Source organism: Rhodovulum sp. FJ3 (assembly GCF_032918305.1).
Lineage (GTDB): Bacteria > Pseudomonadota > Alphaproteobacteria > Rhodobacterales > Rhodobacteraceae > SAT37.
Window position 1 is genome coordinate 303,898 of the sequence record NZ_JAWJUU010000003.1, and the last position, 17,404, is coordinate 321,301.

Annotated in this window: 19 protein-coding genes and 1 tRNA gene; 12 read left to right on the forward strand and 8 right to left on the reverse strand. The window is 61.7% G+C overall.

What is annotated here, in order from left to right:
* Positions 1 to 34 precede the first annotated feature (34 nt).
* The 12 genes from pcaD to R1W00_RS10630 all read left to right on the forward strand — a co-directional run bounded on the left by pcaD (position 35) and on the right by R1W00_RS10630 (position 9,122).
* Entirely contained in the window at positions 35 to 823 is a 789-nt protein-coding gene (gene pcaD / locus R1W00_RS10575) for a 3-oxoadipate enol-lactonase (protein WP_317262704.1), read from the forward strand.
* On the forward strand, positions 816 to 1,202 hold the full coding sequence (gene pcaC, locus R1W00_RS10580) for a 4-carboxymuconolactone decarboxylase (protein WP_317262705.1): 387 nt from the start codon (positions 816 to 818) through the stop codon (positions 1,200 to 1,202). Before pcaD ends, pcaC begins: the two co-directional genes overlap by 8 nt.
* Complete coding sequence (gene pcaH, locus R1W00_RS10585; RefSeq protein ID WP_317262706.1) at positions 1,199 to 1,927, forward strand: protocatechuate 3,4-dioxygenase subunit beta; 729 nt, start codon at positions 1,199 to 1,201, stop codon at positions 1,925 to 1,927. Before pcaC ends, pcaH begins: the two co-directional genes overlap by 4 nt.
* 3 nt (positions 1,928 to 1,930) lie before the next feature.
* A complete protein-coding gene (pcaG, locus tag R1W00_RS10590; RefSeq protein WP_317262707.1) occupies positions 1,931 to 2,530 on the forward strand; it encodes a protocatechuate 3,4-dioxygenase subunit alpha in 600 nt (199 codons plus the stop codon).
* 3 nt (positions 2,531 to 2,533) lie between these two features.
* A complete protein-coding gene (locus R1W00_RS10595; protein ID WP_317262708.1) occupies positions 2,534 to 3,250 on the forward strand; it encodes an alpha/beta hydrolase in 717 nt (238 codons plus the stop codon).
* A gap of 8 nt (positions 3,251 to 3,258) precedes the next feature.
* Positions 3,259 to 4,083 carry a 3-keto-5-aminohexanoate cleavage protein gene (locus tag R1W00_RS10600; protein WP_317262709.1) on the forward strand — a complete coding sequence of 275 codons (825 nt, stop codon included), beginning with the start codon at positions 3,259 to 3,261 and terminating at the stop codon, positions 4,081 to 4,083.
* A gap of 3 nt (positions 4,084 to 4,086) precedes the next feature.
* Positions 4,087 to 5,418 (forward strand): adenylosuccinate lyase family protein, encoded by a 1,332-nt coding sequence (locus R1W00_RS10605; protein WP_317262710.1) that lies wholly within the window; start codon positions 4,087 to 4,089, stop codon positions 5,416 to 5,418.
* Between the two features lie 49 nt (positions 5,419 to 5,467).
* Positions 5,468 to 6,706, forward strand: a complete 1,239-nt coding sequence (locus R1W00_RS10610) for a TCR/Tet family MFS transporter (RefSeq protein WP_317262711.1) — start codon at positions 5,468 to 5,470, stop codon at positions 6,704 to 6,706.
* Positions 6,707 to 6,803: 97 nt separating this feature from the next.
* Positions 6,804 to 7,385: a TetR-like C-terminal domain-containing protein gene (locus R1W00_RS10615; RefSeq protein ID WP_317262712.1), complete on the forward strand. Its 582-nt coding sequence runs from the start codon at positions 6,804 to 6,806 to the stop codon at positions 7,383 to 7,385.
* A 66-nt stretch (positions 7,386 to 7,451) separates the two neighbouring features.
* A tRNA-Arg gene (locus tag R1W00_RS10620) sits at positions 7,452 to 7,528 on the forward strand.
* Between the two features lie 225 nt (positions 7,529 to 7,753).
* Entirely contained in the window at positions 7,754 to 8,323 is a 570-nt protein-coding gene (locus R1W00_RS10625) for a hypothetical protein (protein ID WP_317262713.1), read from the forward strand.
* A 247-nt stretch (positions 8,324 to 8,570) separates the two neighbouring features.
* The gene (locus tag R1W00_RS10630) at positions 8,571 to 9,122 is read left to right on the forward strand and encodes a carboxymuconolactone decarboxylase family protein (RefSeq protein WP_317262714.1); all 552 of its coding nucleotides are present in this window, start codon (positions 8,571 to 8,573) and stop codon (positions 9,120 to 9,122) included.
* Here R1W00_RS10630 and R1W00_RS10635 read toward each other — a convergent pair.
* The 8 genes from R1W00_RS10635 to R1W00_RS10670 form a co-directional block, all read right to left on the reverse strand.
* A complete protein-coding gene (locus R1W00_RS10635; protein WP_317262715.1) occupies positions 9,119 to 9,910 on the reverse strand; it encodes a DNA-binding transcriptional regulator in 792 nt (263 codons plus the stop codon). The two genes, R1W00_RS10630 and R1W00_RS10635, sit on opposite strands and share 4 nt — an antisense overlap.
* Before the next feature lie 36 nt (positions 9,911 to 9,946).
* Complete coding sequence (locus tag R1W00_RS10640) at positions 9,947 to 10,789, reverse strand: fumarylacetoacetate hydrolase family protein (protein WP_317262716.1); 843 nt, start codon at positions 10,787 to 10,789, stop codon at positions 9,947 to 9,949.
* 4 nt (positions 10,790 to 10,793) lie between these two features.
* Complete coding sequence (locus tag R1W00_RS10645; protein WP_317262717.1) at positions 10,794 to 12,287, reverse strand: bifunctional 3-(3-hydroxy-phenyl)propionate/3-hydroxycinnamic acid hydroxylase; 1,494 nt, start codon at positions 12,285 to 12,287, stop codon at positions 10,794 to 10,796.
* A 2-nt stretch (positions 12,288 to 12,289) separates the two neighbouring features.
* Positions 12,290 to 13,270 carry a VOC family protein gene (locus R1W00_RS10650; protein WP_317262718.1) on the reverse strand — a complete coding sequence of 327 codons (981 nt, stop codon included), beginning with the start codon at positions 13,268 to 13,270 and terminating at the stop codon, positions 12,290 to 12,292.
* A 107-nt stretch (positions 13,271 to 13,377) separates the two neighbouring features.
* Entirely contained in the window at positions 13,378 to 14,382 is a 1,005-nt protein-coding gene (locus R1W00_RS10655; protein WP_317262719.1) for a TRAP transporter substrate-binding protein, read from the reverse strand.
* 35 nt (positions 14,383 to 14,417) lie between these two features.
* Positions 14,418 to 15,719, reverse strand: a complete 1,302-nt coding sequence (locus R1W00_RS10660; RefSeq protein WP_317262720.1) for a TRAP transporter large permease — start codon at positions 15,717 to 15,719, stop codon at positions 14,418 to 14,420.
* Positions 15,716 to 16,192: a TRAP transporter small permease gene (locus tag R1W00_RS10665; RefSeq protein WP_317262721.1), complete on the reverse strand. Its 477-nt coding sequence runs from the start codon at positions 16,190 to 16,192 to the stop codon at positions 15,716 to 15,718. Before R1W00_RS10665 ends, R1W00_RS10660 begins: the two co-directional genes overlap by 4 nt.
* Positions 16,193 to 16,432: 240 nt before the next feature.
* Positions 16,433 to 17,377 (reverse strand): sugar kinase, encoded by a 945-nt coding sequence (locus tag R1W00_RS10670; RefSeq protein ID WP_317262722.1) that lies wholly within the window; start codon positions 17,375 to 17,377, stop codon positions 16,433 to 16,435.
* Between the last annotated feature and the right edge of the window lie 27 nt (positions 17,378 to 17,404).

Genomic DNA, 17,404 nt, shown 5'->3' on the forward strand with positions numbered 1-17,404 from the left:
CATAGGCTTGCGCCACTCATGAAAGGGAAAACAGATGCAAATGGCTGATCTGGGCGACGTCGCCCTGCACTATCGGGTTGATGGCCCTGAGGACGCGCCAACGGTTGTGTTCGCGAACTCGCTGGGGACGGATTTCCGTCTGTGGGACGATGTTCTGGCGCTGTTGCCGCAGGGGCTGCGCTATGTGCGCTATGACAAGCGCGGGCACGGCTTGTCGTCCTGTCCGCAGGGGCCCTATTCGATGGGCGCGCTGGTGCGCGATGCCGAGCGCCTGCTGGACCATCTGAACGTGCGCGAATGCGTGTTTGTCGGCCTGTCGATCGGCGGTCTGATTGCCCAAGGTCTGGCCGTCAAACGTCTGGATCAGGTGCGCGCGATGGTCCTGTCCTGTACCGCCGCGAAAATCGGTACGGCGCAGATGTGGCAAGACCGCATCGACGCGATCAAGGCCGACGGGGTTGAACCCATGGCCGACGGGATCATCGACCGCTGGTTCGCGAAACCCTTTGTCGCCAGTGGCGCGTCCCTGCCGTGGCGCAACATGTTGGCGCGCACCCCCGCCGAAGGTTACGCGGGGTGTTGCGCGGCGATTGCGGGCACGGATTTCTATACACCGACCTCGGGCCTGACCCTGCCGACGCTGGGGATTGCGGGGACCGAGGACGGCTCGACCCCGCCCGATCTGGTGCGCGAGACGGTCGATCTGATCAAGGGGTCGCGCTTTGAACTGATCCGTGGCGTTGGGCACCTGCCCTGCGTGGAAAAACCCGAGCAATACGCCGCCCTGCTCACCCAATTTCTAAAGGATGTCGGACATGTCTGATCGTTTTGACAAAGGAATGGAGGTCCGCCGCAGTGTTCTGGGCGACGCCCATGTAGACCGCGCCGAGGCCGCGAAAACCGAGTTTGACCTGCCGTTCCAGACCCTGATCACCGAGGGCGCGTGGGGCACCGTCTGGGCCTCGGACGGGATCAGCAAACGCGAACGGTCCATGATCACGCTGGCCCTTTTGGCGGCGACGGGAAACTTTGAAGAAATCCCGATGCACATCCGCGCCACCGCCCGCACCGGTGCCAGCAAACAGGACGTTCTGGAGGCGTTTCAACACGTCGCCATCTACGCCGGCGTGCCCAAGGCGAACCACGCCCTGAAGCTGGCCAAGGCCACCTATGCCGAAATGGAGGAGCAAGAGCCGAAATGACCGATCAATCCCCCCTGATCCCGCGCAATCGCGAGATGCATCCGGCCCCCTATTATCCGGATTACAAAACCTCGGTCGCGCGCTCGCCCAGCTTGCCGCTGATCTCGATGGAGAGCACCCCGAGCGAGGAAACCGGCCCCCGTTTCGGCCATAACAAACTGGGCGCGCTGGACAACAACCTGATCCTGAACTGGACCAAGGGCGCGGCACCTGCCGTGGGGGAACGCGTGTTGATGCACGGGCGGGTTCTGGACGAAAACAACCGTCCCGTGCCCAACACCCTGATCGAGATCTGGCAGGCCAACGCCGGTGGCCGCTATCGCCACATCAAGGACACGTATTTCGCGCCGCTGGACCCGAATTTCGGGGGCTGCGGGCGCACGATCACGGATGAAAACGGGTGTTATGAATTCCTGACCATCCGTCCAGGTGCCTATCCGTGGCCCAACCGTGGCAACGACTGGCGTCCGATGCACATCCACATCTCGGTCTTTGGTCATGCCTTTGGTCAGCGCCTGATCACCCAGATGTATTTCGAGGGCGATCCGCTGATCGACCGTTGCCCCATCGCCGCCACCATCCGTGAGCGCAGCCAGCTGGACCGCCTTGTCGCGCCTCTGGATATGGCATCTGCCCGCCCGATGGATTTCCTGGCGTATAAATTTGACATCGTCCTGCGCGGTCGCCGCCAGACCATGTTCGAAAACAAAATGGAAGGGATGTAAGCCATGGTTCAAAAGCTGGACACCCTGATCGAGAGCCCCTCGCAAACCGCTGGCCCCTATGTGCATATCGGCACGGTGCCGACCTATGCGGGTCTGGGCGGGATTTACGAGCATGAAATCGGCGACAGCCCCATCGCGGACGGCGCCAAGGGTGAGGTGATCACCATCACCGGCACGGTTGCGGATGCGACGGGCTGGGTTCTGCGGGACGCGATGTTTGAAACATGGCAACCCGACGCCGCCGGTAAATTCGCGGGCGACGCCGGTGCCGATCCCGCCGTCTCGGGCTGGTCGCGCGTCTGTGCCGATCCCGAAAGCGGCGAATGGACCCTGAAAACCGTGAAACCCGGCTCGACCACCCTGCGCGATGGCCGCGTTCAGGCCCCGCATATCTCGGTCTGGCTGGTGGCGCGTGGCATCAACATCGGTCTGCAAACCCGCATCTATTTCGAGGATGAGGACAACAGCGCCGACCCCCTGCTGAACCGCATCGAACAACGTCCCCGCGTGGACACCTTGATCGCGAAACGCACCGGTGACGGGGAATACCGGTTCGACATCCGCATCGCCGGTCCGCAAGAAACCGTGTTTCTGGACATCTGATCCGTGACACAGGTTATGCTGATCCACGGCGCGTGGAGCACAGGTGCCGCTTGGACCTCGGTCGTGCCCGCCCTTTCGGGGGCGGGTCATGCCGTTTTGGCCCCGACCCTGCCCGGCCATGGCGATGACCCGACCCCGCATGACGGGATCGATGTCATGACCTATGCCCGCGCGATGATCGACCGCCTGCCTGAGACCAGGCCTGTGACGGTCGTCGGCCATTCCATGGGTGGGCTTGTGATTTCGCAAATGGCGGAACTTGCGCCCGAGCGGATCAACCACCTGATCTATGTTGCCGCGTTCTTGCCGCGCGACGGGCAGTCCCTGTTGGATCTGATCAAAACCCAAGAGGGTCCGGGCATTCAGGTCGCTGTGGAACGTGCGGACAAACATTCGACGGTTCTGAACCCCGAACGGGCCGCGCCGATCCTGTTCCCCGATGCCGCGCGCGCTCAACAGGCCGCCGCCCTGCGCGGTCTCAGCGCCCAGCCGAACCGCGCCCAGACCAGCCCCGTCCGCCTGACGGACGACCGGTTCGGGCGGGTGGCCAAAACCTATATCCTCTGTACCCAAGACCGCACCGTCACGCCCGACCTGCAACGGGCGATGATCGCGAACAACACCTCTGGGGACACCGCCGTTCATGAACTGGACTGCGGGCATTTCCCCCAACTCAGCGCAACGTCGGATCTAAACCGGTTGCTGAACTCTCTGCTCTAGGAAACGCCATGACCAAACCCTGCATCATCTGTGTCGCCATCACGGGGTCCTTGCCGCGCAAGGAAAACAACCCCGCCGTGCCGATCACCATCTCCGAACAGATCGAGAGCACCCACGCCGCATTCGAGGCAGGCGCCACCATCGCCCATTGCCACGTGCGCAACGACGATCAGACCCCGACCAGCGACCCCGAAAAATTCGGCCGTCTGCTGGAAGGTCTGCGCGAACATTGCCCCGGCATGATCGTCCAGCTGTCGACCGGTGGCCGCTCGGGCGCGGGGCAGGAACGCGGCGGGATGCTGCCGCTGAAGCCCGACATGGCGTCGCTGTCGGTAGGGTCCAACAACTTTCCCAACCGCGTCTATGAGAACAGCCCGCAACTGGTCGATTGGCTGGCCTCCGAGATGCTGAAATACGACATCAAACCCGAGATCGAGGCGTTCGATCTGTCCCACATCCTGCAGGCCGTGAACATGTCCAAGGACGGGCGTCTGGCCGCGCCTTTGTACGTGCAATTCGTCATGGGCGTGAAAAACGCGATGCCCGTGGACCGCGAGGTGTTCGATTTCTACATCCAGACCCTGAAAAACCGTGCGCCCGATGCGGAATGGTGCGGCGCAGGCATCGGCCCGAACCAGATCGTGATGAACGAATGGTCCATCGCCGCAGGCGGTCACACCCGCACCGGCATGGAGGACAACGTGCGTTTGGACAAAGACACGCTTGCCCCCTCGAACGCGGCCTTGGTACAGCGTGCCGTAGACCTGTGTGAGAAATACGAACGCCCCGTCGCCACTTGGCAACAGGCGCGTGACATCTTGGGATTGAACTGACCTATGGCCATTTGCGTTTTCGACAGCCCCCTTTACCGCGACCTGTTTCACGACGCCGAGGCGGGCAAGCTGTTCACCGATAGCGCCGAAGTGCGCGCGATGCTGCTGGTCGAGGGCGCATTGGCCAAGGCCCAAGGCGAACTGGGCGTGATCCCGTTGGAAAGTGCCCTGTTCATCCACCGCTCGTCGATGGAGGTTCAGGTGGACCCCGCCGGACTGGCCGCCGGAACAGGCCAGAGCGCGGTGTGCATCCCGTCCCTCGTCGCGTCGTTCCGCAAGGCGATGGAGGCCCCCGAACACGCGCAATACGCCCATTTCGGCGCGACCAGTCAGGACATCATCGACACCGGCCTGATCCTGCGGCTGCGCCAGGCGCTGACGCTGTTTGATCAACGATTGGTTGAATTGATCCACGCGCTTGGCGATCTGGCCGAGGCACATGCCGAAACGCCGATGGCCGCCCGCACATGGGGTCAGGTCGCGACACCCACCACATTCGGGGCCGCCGTGGCCGCATGGGGCACGCCCCTGATCCGGCATCGCGAACGTCTGGCCGCGCTGCGCCCGCGTCTGCTGCGGATCAGCCTGTCAGGCGCCTCGGGCAACCTGTCGGCCATGGGGCCAAAGGGGCCTGAAGTGCGCGCCGCCATGGCCGCATCCCTGAACCTTGCCGATCCGGGTGACGTCTGGCACACCGCGCGAGACAACGTGGCCGAGCTTGGCGCCTGGCTGACCGCCGTGACGGGTAGCCTGTCGAAAATGGCCGAGGATCTGCACCTGATGTCGCTGTCAGGGATTTCCGAAATCCGTCTGGCCAGCGCGGGTGGGTCGTCCACCATGCCGCAAAAGAATAACCCTGTGCAGCCTGGCATTATCATGGCGATTGCGGGGATGTTGAACGGGTTGAACACCACGTTGCAATCGACCCTGTCGCACCAATACCAACGCGATGGTGCGTCGTGGCTGATGGAATGGATGACCCTGCCCCAGATGGTCATGGGCACGGCCCGCGCCCTGAGCGTTGCGACCGAACTGGCCAAATCCGTCGCCCCGAATTTCGACGGCATGGCGCGTATGGTGCAGGACCCCCTCGACCTGATTTATGCAGAAACGATTTCCTTTGCTCTGGCCGATCTTATGCCCCGCCCCGAGGCACAGGCCGCGACCAAGGACATGTGCAAGGCCGCCGTGGCCGACAACATTCCCCTGCGCGATCTGGCCGCCGCGAAATGGCCCGACATCGATTGGGCCGCCCTGTGTCAGCCACAGAACAACCTTGGCGAAGCGGTCGCCCTCGCAAAGAATTTTACAACCACCGCGAAAGTTCTCGACTAACTGCGAAATTTCTTGTTCTCTGGGTGAAATTTGAAACACCCACAGTTCCGTGCCCTTACAGATCGTTTTTATTTTTATTACGCTTGTGATCAACGCCATGGGAATTGGCGTGATTTTGCCCGTGATGCCCGATTTGATCCAATCGGTTGGCGGGTTTGATCTGAGCAAAGCCGCCGCTTGGGGCGGTGTCATGGCGACGTCGTTTGCCGTGATGCAATTCCTGTTCTCACCGCTTTTGGGCAACCTGTCGGATTGTTTCGGACGGCGTCCGGTGCTGCTCTTCTCGCAGGTGTTTATGGCGCTGGATTATCTGCTGATGGCCTTAGCGTGGAGCATGCCTGTCCTGCTGATCGCGCGGTTCATCGGCGGGATCACGGCGGCGACCCCCGCCACCGCATCCGCCTTTCTTGCCGATATCTCGCCCCCCGAAAAAAAGACCGCCCGATTTGGCCTTGCGGGCGCCGCCTTTGGCCTTGGGTTCGTGCTTGGGCCACTCATCGGCGGGGCGCTTGGCGAACTGGACCCGCGTGCGCCCTTCTTTGCGGCGGCGGGCCTGTCCGCGCTAAACGCCCTGTTCGGCTATCTGGTTCTTCAGGAAACGGTAGACGATAAAATCCGTCGCCGTTTCAGCCTGTTACGCGCAAATCCAGTCGGCGCCCTGCTACACGTCGGACGGCGGCACAACATGCTGGGCCTGTTGTTCATCATCTTTCTCTATGAGTTCGCGTTCTTTGTGTACCCGTCCACATGGGCCTATTTCACCAAGTTTCGCTTTGACTGGAGCCCGACCGCAATTGGCCTGTCGCTCATGGCGTTTGGCCTGTCCATGGCCCTGATGCAGGGCGGGTTGATTCGCGTGATCCTGCGGTTCTTGGGGTCGAAATGGACGGTGATGCTGGGCCTTGTCGTCAACATCATCGCCTTTGTCCTGCTGGCGGTGACGACGAGTGGCTGGGTCGCGCTGGCCCTGACGCCCTTTGCGGCGCTTGGCGCGATTGTGGACCCCGCGTTGCAAGGTGTCATGGCCCGCCGCGTCACCGATGATCAACAGGGCGAATTGCAGGGCGCAATTACCTCGATGCGGTCTATCGCGATGGCCCTGTCGCCGCTGGTTATGACCCAGACCTTTACGCATTTCACCAAAGACGGTGCGCCTATCGTCCTACCCGGTGCGGCCTTTGCCCTCGCGGCGATCCTGATGACCGTATGCGCCTGCGCCTTTATGTGGGATCCGCGCCGCAAAACGCGCGAAAATCCGCCCAAGGATGTTGTCGAAAGCCACAATTAGCGTTCCAAATCAACATCTTGCTGCACCTGCAAAGTAAATGTTGGATTCTATGCTGCAACATGGCAAAATTGAGATTATTCCCAGAGGAGTCTCAACGATGCTATCTCCGAAACGACAGGCCCTGAAAGAACGTCTTACCGATGCGGGTGAGCGTCAGATCGCCAAAGGCGGCATTGTCGCCCTCAAGGCGCGTGAACTCGCGGCCGAGGTGGGCTGTGCTTTGGGCGGGATCTATTCGGCCTATGGGGACTTGGGCGAATTGGCCGTTGAGGTGAACCGCCGCACGTTGGAACAGCTCGAAGAGCACATGCGCCAAGCCGTCGTCGGCCTGACCCGCGAAGGCCCCGAGGAACGTTTGATCAGCCTCGCACAGGCCTATCTCGACTATGCCGAACGTGAGGGGCCGCGCTGGCGCACGCTGTTTTCCATCGGTCTGTCCGAGGATGGCGAACACCCCGGGTTCTTTGACGCGCTGCAGCCGGTGATCGACCTGATCAAGGAACAGCTGGACGAACTTTACCCCGCCAAGACCAGCCGCACCCTTGAGGGTGAGGCGCGCCTGTTCTTCGCCGCGCTGCACGGAGCGGTGTCCTTGGGCATGGAATCGCGTCTTTCGGTGCTGGAACGCCAAGGGTTGCAGAACCGTCTGACCACCATGGTCGAAAAATTCGCGGCCTAAGGGGCGATGGGGTCGAAATAGGCTTTGAACAGCGGCGGTTCTATCCGTAAAATCATTGCATCATGGGGCCCCTTAGCTCAGCTGGATAGAGCATCCGCCTTCTAAGCGGACGGCCGAGGGTTCGAATCCTTCAGGGGCCGCCATGACTCTTCTGCCAGTTGCCAAGCAAAGCCGGGATTTGAGTCAAATCGCCGTCTCAAAGCGTTGCGAAAACCCGCTATCGACATTCGGATCACGCAACGATCTTATCATTTAGAGACGTTTGCGAGATCCGCTTTAACGATGCGCGAAAGGCCGGTGCCAATGACAAATACCCATACCTCCATTGCTCGTTTGAACGTCTGCAAAGTCGTTCAGGGTGGTTCCTGATGTTCAAACGCATCGCTTTTGCACTGATTGCATTTTTTGCACTGATCACGATGTATGGGTTCGCAGACCACTACGGCTCTCGCTACACGTCTTGGCGCGCATTGTCCTCAGAACATGTTTTCGATGCCGCACAGCGGTACATCGAGTGGCAGTACATAAACAGAAAACAGTACAATAACTTCGAGACAGACAACGTGAGCAACATCACCGCCGTCTGCTTTTACGCTGTGACCTGCGATGACGATGAGGCACGCCTGGCCCTTATTAGTGATCCTGATCAATTCGATTTCGACGCCCTTAAACGGCGCATCTGGGCGCGTCGGTTTGAAGGAACATGCCAAGGTCAAACTGCGAACTTGGGACTGCATGTGCTACGCTCAGAAGATAGCGTCAAACAAGATTATGACCTCGCCTTTTGGACATTCTATGGTGACGGATTTAGATTTAGGTCCGTGAATGGACGCTTTTTCTACTGGGGGGCGTTCAGTGAGGAGCCGTGGGAGCGCTGCTCACTAGATCGCGCTGCGTATCTGATCGAAAACGGCGCGCTTGTGCGGAACGCGAAGTAACCTCCAAAGATGCCTCGCTGTGCCGACAAAGGTGCGGCGCAAATGAAAGTCGCCCCCACACCGCTTGCACCGAACACGCCAGCATTGCGATCCGATTTGCCAAGGCGCCAGTGTCCGCAACGCGGACAGGCGGCTGTTCTCCCTCGATGGGAGGACAGACGCCCCTTGCCCATGGGACCCTGTCCGTACTTTGGACGCAGGCATGTTTTCCCTTGTGCCCCGCGCCACAGCGCGTTGAAATCCGGCCATGACAGACGCACCCCATTCAACCCCGCCGATTGCCCCTTTGACCGATGCCGCATGGCCGACCGAGATTGCCGACCTGCGCGACGGGTTTGCGGGGGCGTTGAACGTCTATCGAACGATGGCGCATCACCCAGACCTGCTGCGCGCATGGGCCCCGCTGCGCCAACATGTGGTCAAGGACATGGCCCTGACGCCCGAGCACTCCGAGGTCGTGATCCTGCGCACCGGTGTGCGGTTGGGTTCGTCCTATGAATGGGCACATCACGTATCGCGCGCACGCGCGCTTGGCATGGACGACGCACGGATCGCCGCAGTTCGGGCGCGCCCTGACGGGCTTGACGGGTTGCTGGTCGATGCGGTGGACGCGGTGATTGATCACAAACGCATTCCGAGTGATCTGGAACAAGAACTGGCCGATATCTTGGGCCGTCACGCGGTGTTCGATCTGATCGCGACGGTCGGGTTTTACTCGGTTCTCGGTACGATCTTGATGACCTATGATGTGCCCGTCGACGCGAATGTCGCCGCCGAAATGGCGCAAAACCCGCTTTAATCCGCAAGGCTCTCGGCGATGCGCGTTGCGACCTCGGCCAGCGGTTCGGCATAATCCTCTAACGCCTTGCGCGTGCTCATCGCGCTCTGAATCCAGATCAACGAGACACAGCCCAAAACAGTCTCCCCCGACCGGATCGGCAGGGCAATTGACGCGGTTTCCTGCCGGAACTCTCCGCTGTCCCGCACGGCGATGCCACGGGCGCGCGTTTCCTCGATCAGGTGCGACAACAGGCGCCCCTCAAGGAACGGTTGATCCGCCGGATCGTTCAAACGGCGCAGATGGTCAAGGATCAGGTCGCGCTCGTTCTCGGGACAAAACGCGATATAGGCCCGCCCCGCCGAGGTTCGCAAAACCGGCAACCGATAGCCCGTCATCCCGCGATCAATCGAAAGGGGCGAACGTCCGTGCGTGGTTTCCTGAATGACCATGGCCGCGTTGTTGTAAATCGTCAGGTCCAGCGGCCAGACAACCCGTTTCGCGTAATCGGCAAAGATGGGACCGGCGGCCTGTGTCATTTCCGAGGTCAGGGCATAGCCATCCCCCAACGCCGCCGCAAATCGCGTCACCCGCACAAGGTTCGACGTGGCCGAAAACGCGACATAGCCCAGCTCTTCGAGCGTTTCGAGCAGCCGGTACACCGTCGGGCGCGGCAGGTCCAAGGCCTTGGCGATTTCGCCCGCGCGCGCCTCGCCCACGCGGTTCACATAGCGCAGGATATCCAGCCCCCGCGCCAACGCACGCACAGAGGAGGACGCGGAACCCGACGTGGCCTGTTTCGGTGTCATGTACCCACCATTACACAGGCCACGCCGGCGCGAAAGTTACTGTTCTGCCTGAACGGGATTGCGCAGGATGCCGACGCCCGACACCTCAACCTCGCACACATCGCCGTCCTTCATGAACAGGGGCGGGTTGCGCCGCGCGCCGACACCGCCCGGCGTGCCCGACACAATCACATCGCCCGGCAATAGCGGCAGAATGGTCGAGCAGTAGGAGATCAGGCGCGGGATCGAACACACCAGCATGTCCAGCGTCGTGTCCTGCACCGTTTCGCCATTCAGACGGGTTTGCAGGCGCATTTTGGTGTGATCCTCGATCTCATCCGCCGTCACCATCCACGGCCCGAACCCGCCGGTGCCCGCGAATGTCTTACCCGGCATGAACTGATGCGTGTGCTTTTGCCAATCACGCACAGACCCGTCGTTATAGGGCGCATAGCCCGCGACATAGTCCAACGCGTCCGCCTCGGAAATGCGTCGCCCCTCCTTGCCGACGATCACCGCGACCTCGCCCTCATAGTCGAACTTGTCGGATTCCAGCGGCTTGATCAGAGGCTGGTTATGCCCGATCTGCGACCCCGCATAGCGCGCGAACAACACGGGGTTCGGGGTTTCCTCGCGGCCGGTTTCCTCAATATGGGCGTGGTAGTTCAGACCGACGCAGATGATCTTGTCGGGGTTCGGGATCACCGGATCATGGGTCACGTCGTCAAAGGCGAAATCTGCCGCCTCACCCGACAGGGCCGCCGCCGCCGTCAGATCGCCCGAGGCCAGAAAATCGCGCAAGGTCGGGGCGGCGAACCGCGCGCCCAGATCAACAATGCCCGCCTCGGTCACCAGACCATAGGACGCCGTGCCGTTTTTGGTAAAAGAACAAAGTTTCATAGACTTAAGCCGTTTCCAGTTGTTGTGTGCAAAGAGGCGAAGGCCAGATCCGCATCAGCAGATCGGCCAGTTGTTCAGGTGTTTCCGCCGCGCCCAGCGTGTGACGGTCAGGGCGCAGAACGGTGGCGCGCGCGCCCAGCCGCTCAAGGTGCTCGGCGGCGTTTGAGGTCTCGGTCGTCACGACCCCTACCGCGTCCGGCACGTCCACCCCGTTCAGGATGTCGGGCTCGGCCACGATGACAAACTGATGGGGGAACAGATCATCCATCCGCGCCCCGTCCGCCATGCGCGGCTGACCAAACAGGCGGCCCGCCAGATCACCGACCCCAAGACCCGGCCCGATCGGGGGTGCGATACTCTGCATCCGTGCGCCGCCCGTGGGCAGAGGCAATGCCGCGCGCAGGGCCTCTTGGGTGCCCGCCGTGTTGATCAACCCGCCCAGACGCACCGCCGTTTCGATATATTCGGCGGCGTTGGGTTTGCGCTCGCTCTCATAGCTGTCCAACAGGGTTTCTGCCGCCGCGTGATCCACCGCGCCCTGACAGATCAGCGCGAGTTTCCAGTAGAGGTTCGCCACATCCCGTGTACCCGCGCACATGCCTTGGCCCATAAAGGGCGGGGTCTGGTGACAGGCGTCCCCCGCCAAGATCAACCGCCCCTTGCGCCAGTCTTCGGCGACCAGCGAATGGAAGGTATAGACCGCAGTGCGTTCCAGATCGGCCTCTTCCGGCGAAATCCAGTCGGAAATCAGGTCCCAGACCCGTTCGGGCTTGGCGATCTCGTTGCTGGCCTCATCGGGCAGGACGGTGATTTCCCACCGCCGCCGCGCACCCGGCGTGCGGACATAGGTGGCGGGACGTTCGGAGCGGCAATATTGCACCGAATGATCGCCCAACTCGGGCTTGTCGCCTTTCAGGATCACATCCACCACCAACCAACGTTCGTGGAACCCGAGATCCCGCATCCCGCTCTCGATATAGCGGCGCACAAGGGAGCGCGCCCCGTCACAGCCAACCACGTATTTCGCGCGGGCGCGCTCCACCTTGCCGCAGGACATGTCCTCAAAGCGCAGTTCGACCACATCGCCCAGATCATCGATATGGAACACCTCGCACCGCGTACGGATCGTCACATTGTCCCGCCGTGTCAGGTGGCCGCGCAGCAGTTCCTCGAGGTCCGGCTGATGGAACCGATAGTTCGCGCGCCATGCCTGCGGACCCTCACCCTGCGGACGCGGCCAGTCAAGCAACAGCGCCCCCTGCCCGTCCACAAACCGCATACCGGGATGGGTGTGGGTCAGTGGCTCCATCTCGTTGGCGATGCCGATCCATTGAAAGGTGCGCATCACCTCTGCGTCGAAATGCACCGCGCGGGGCAGATGATAATGCGCGCCCTCGCGGTCGAGGATCAGCACCCGCAACCCGCACTCCCCCAAAAGATGCGCCAGAGTGGCCCCCGCAGGGCCATAGCCCACAATGGCGACGTCATAATGCTCCATGCTTAGTTTCCTTGTTTTGCAAGTTCGCCCATAAGCCAAGGGCAGTCGGACACAGGCGGCGCGCGGCGACCGCGTTCAGCCGCCTCTAGACGCATATCGCGCAGACGTTTGCGCCCGTCCTCTTCGCTCAGATAGAGGCGCTCATGCCCCCAAAAGCTGGGCCCGTCGTGGGTCTCATGGGGTTCCCATGTGTCGGGGTCGATCACCCGCCCGCCCCAGCCGTTTTCGACAAAGAAACCGGACGGGGAATGCGCGTAATACGAGGTCATGAAATCGTTGGTGTGCCGACCAAGGGTATAGGCCACGCGGCCCTCTTCCTGTTGGGCGAGGTCATATCCCTGACCGACATCGTCGAGGTTCTGGAACTCAACCATGAAATGGTGGAACCCCGCCTGCCCCGAGCCAACCATGGCAAAGGAATGGTGCCGCCCATTCACGTGAAAGAAGTACAGACCATAGGGTTTCAACCCGTAATCCGAGACGTGGAAATCCAGTAGGTCGCGATAGAACGGCAGCATCACGTCGATGTCTTTGACGTGCAAAACCGCGTGTCCCATGCCCAAGGGACCAGTCATGAACCCGTCGATAGGACGGCCCGGAACAAACGGATCACTGGCGATCATCGGGGCGTGGAACAGTTCGACGCGGTTGCCCATCGGGTCCAGAAACCAGATCAGTCGCCCGACAAACCGCCGGTCACACAGGTTCGGAGCAGCCCAATGCACCTCGACCCCCGCGCGCTCCAACCGCGCGCCGTATGTCTCTAGGTCTTCGGCGGTCTCGACCTCCCACCCCATAAAGGCAAGCGTTTCCCCCGGCTCGTCGGACACCAACAGCCGCTGTTGCCGGTCATCCATGCGAAAGGCCAAGGCCTTGCCGCCGCGGTCGATTTTCTGCATGCCCAGCAACTGGCCGGCGAAACTACCCCATTCGTCCAAGCGGTCCGAGCGCACACCGAGATAGCCCAAAGCGTTGATCGCCATGGTGACCTCCATTCGTGATGGTTTCTGAAGGGGTACAGGATCGCCGATGGCGGGCCGGTACCCAATGCTCGTGCCCTGCCCGTCCGTATGGCGGACAGGGCGCGGTATTATTGCGCGGCGACAGCGCGGGCGCGCTCCAGTGCGGCGGCGGCGGCATCGCTGTCGGCCTGCCCGTTGACCCACGCATCGGCGGCACCGGCGAATGCATCGGCCCACGCGGCCATGCCACCTTCATCCAGATCGACAAAGGTCACCTCACCTGCGGCGCGGAACTCGGCCTCGATCGCGGCGTCGGTGTCGTCAATCACGCCTGCGATCCATTCCGCAGTGGCGCGGCCCGACATTTGATCCAGAACCGCACGGTCCGCATCCGAAAGGCTGTTGTAGGTGTTCTTGTTCATCAGGATCGCCATGGGCGAGGCGATGAAACCCGTGCTGGTGATGTTCGGCGCGACCTCGTTCAGGCGGAAGGTGCGATAGGCATCCATCACCCAAACCGCGCCCGAAACGACACCGCGTTCAAGGTTTTCATAGACCTGCGGGGCGGGGATACCGACGCCAGACGCGCCCACCATCCCGAACAGTTCGGACCCGAATTTCGAGGGCGAGCGCAGCTTGAGCCCATCCAGATCGGCGGGGGCCTGAACCGCCTCATCCGCCATAAAGAACCGGTAGGACGGCGTGGTAAACACCGCGATCACCTTGTAATCCGCATATTCATCGGCCAAGGTGCCTTCTTCGGCCAACGTGTTCAGGATGTTGGCCCCCGTCGCGCCATTGGGCACCAAACCCGGCACCTCAACCACGCCGGTCACAGGAAACAGACCCGGCGTATAGGTCGGCACCACAAGGGCCACATCGGCGACACCGGCCTTGACCAGATCGGCCTGTGCGGGCGGCGCGCCAAGGATCGAACCGGGATAGAGTTTGAACTGGGCATCCGGCGACAGCTTGGCGTTGATCTGGTCGATCCACGGCTGCAGGATTTTCGACGAATAGAACCCTTGGGCCGGTTCAAAGGATGACACGCGCATCTCGCGGGCCTCGGCCGTCTGGGTCGCGGCGGTCAGGGACAGGGCGATCGCGCCCGCTTGGATCAGTGATTTGAACATGGTTCCTCCCGTGATGTTCAATGGAATGGTCTTGGTCAGATCGCGGTATGAGGCAGCCAGATCACAATCGCGGGCAGCGCAATGATGATCGCCACACGGATGAAATCGGCCACGACAAACGGGGCAGCACCCCGCCAGAGTTCAGTCAGTTTGATGTCGGGTTGGACGGTTTTCAGAACGAACAGGTTCATGCCGACGGGGGGTGTGATCAGGCCCATTTCCACGACCATCACCGCGAAAATCCCGAACCAGATCAGGTCGATACCCGCCGCCGACGCAATCGGCACGAACAATGGCACGGTCAGCAACAGCATCGCCAAACTGTCCATCAACGTCCCAAGGACCAGATAGATCGTCAGCATCAACAGGATTACCAACAACGGCTGATCCAGCAGTCCCGCGAACATGCTGGTCAGGGAAAACGGCAACCCAGACAGCGCTAGGAAAAAGTTGAACAGGTTCGCCCCGATCAGCACCAGATAGAGCGCACCACAGGTGATCGCCGTATCCATCAGGGCAAGCATCATCCCCCGCCCCGACAAACGCCGCGACACGATCCCATAGACCAGCACCACAAAGGCCCCGATCGCCGCTGTTTCGTTTGCTGTAAACTGTCCCGTGTAGAGGCCGCCCATGATCAGGCCAAAGATACCGACCGGCGGCAGCAACTCACGTAGGGCGCTGTTGCGTTCATCGCCATTGGCGCGGGGGCGTTTGGGGGCATCGGACCACCCCGCCCAGATCGGCACCCAGATCGCCAGACAGTAAAGCAGCACGGCAAGCGCAATCGGCCCCGCCGTCGCCAACAGCAGCTCGCGGATCGATTGCTGGGCGATAAAGGCATAGATCACCAGAACGGTCGAGGGCGGGATCAGAATGCCCAACGTGCCTCCGGCCGCGACGGATCCTGCCGACAGGGACCGCGAATAGCCCGCCTCGCGCATCTCGGGGATGGCAATCCGCCCCATCGTCGCCGTCGTCGCAAGGGACGACCCCGAGATCATCCCGAACCCCGCCGACGCGCCGATGGTCGCCAAGGCCAGACCGCCACGGCGATGCCCGATCAGCACCGACATGGATTGATAGAGCTTGGCCGACAGACCCGAATGCGCCGCGACATTTCCCATCAGCACAAACAGCGGCAACATCGTCAGGGTATAGTTCGTCAGGCTGTCCCAAACGGTGCTGGCCCCGATGGCCATCGCCCCGCCGGTTCCAATAATCATGGCCGACCCGACCAGCCCCACGAGACCAAGGGCCACCGCCACTGGCACCTCTAGAAAGATCAGGACAATCGCCGCGCCAAAGCCCAGCCCACCCAGCAACAGACCGCTCATCGACGCGCCCTCCCGACCCAAAGGGCCGCGCGAAACCCGATCAGGGCCGCCGCCGCACAGGACAACAGGACCACTGCGATCAAACCAACGGCATAGGGGATCGGCACGCCCAGATCGGCGGTGGTCTCGGGCGAGCCCCATTTGTCCAACGCGTTGTGTGCCATGATCCACGCCAACATCGCGGCAAACAGGATCGACGCCGCCGTGCCCACCATGCCCAAGGGCCACGCGAACCGGTTGGGCGACACTTCGGACAGCAATTTTGCGGTGACATGGGCGCGTTTGGCATAGCACACCGGCATGGACAGCAACGCCCCCAACCCGATGGACAGCGACGTCAGTTCAATCGCACCGGGGACATTCGTCCCTGCCACGGCGCGCAGGGCCACATCGACCACCGTCACCCCCGTGCCGAACAAAAAACACAGGCCCGCAGCGGCCAGAAACCCGCGTTCGATCCACGTTCCGGTCATGAGCGTTCCCTCGCCCCGACCCAACACATCTGTTGTCCCATTGCGTTCCCCTCCCAAGCGCATGAGAGGAACCATAGGAAACCGAACACGGGATACGGTATCGCCGAGGGAAAAGTGTCCGCCTGACGGACACATGCACCCCATCCCCGAATAAAAACAGGGGCAGGAACACGTGTCCCCACCCCTGATTGGACCCTGATCCGCCTACGGGCAAAGGCGGAACGGGTCTATGTCTCGTGCCTAGCTGCGTACGGGGGTGTTTTCCATGAACGCAATCGTGTCGGCCAATGAGGACACAACCGCCTGTGATCCCAACCCCATGGCATTTTGCGCCGACGAGGCCTGTCCAAACCGGATGCAGTCCTCGATCGGGCGGCCCAGTGACAGGCCCGTTGCGAACCCCGCGTTGAAACAATCACCACAGCCGCAGGTACACACCACATCAATCGCAAAGGCGGGAATGTCGATCCGTGTGCCCGCCTGATCGCGGTACATCGCGCCCGCCGCCCCAAGGGTCAGGATCACCGCGCCCACCCCTTGGTCCAACAAATAGGCCGCGATATCCTCAAAATCGGTCAGGCCGGACAGGGCCATTGCCTCTTCCTCGGACGGCATGAAATAATCCGTATGCGCCAAAAGGGGCCGGATCAGATCCATGTCCTCAGGGGTCGAGGCAAACACATCCAGTGTCGTGGTGATCCCCCGCGATTTCGCGGCGGCCAGCATTTCGGCATTGCGCCCCTTGTCCATCGCATCCATCAACCCGACCCCGCCGATGTGCAGGATCTTGGTGTCCAGCACGCGGTCGACCTGATCGTCGGTCACATAGAACCCCGCCGTAGCGCCGCGTTTGTGCAGCGCGGGGCGCTGTCCGTCGGGACGGGTGGTGACGATGCTGGACGAGGTGGTCATATCCGCCACGCGCTGCATCATCTGGGTGTCCACGCCGAAATCACCAAACCGGCGCAGAACCCAATCCCCCATCAGGTCATTGCCAACCCCGCCCACGGCCTGAACCGACAGACCGTGTTTGGCCGCTACAATCGCCGCCGAGCCCGCCGCACCAGAAACGGCCAGCGTGAATTCATCGACGAAATAGGTGTTCCCCCCCGGCGGAATGTCCGTCACCGGACGGCACAGGGCATCAAAGGTGTGAAACCCCATCGACGTATAGTCGAATGTCATCGCGTTCTCCTCCCAGACATCGCGTGA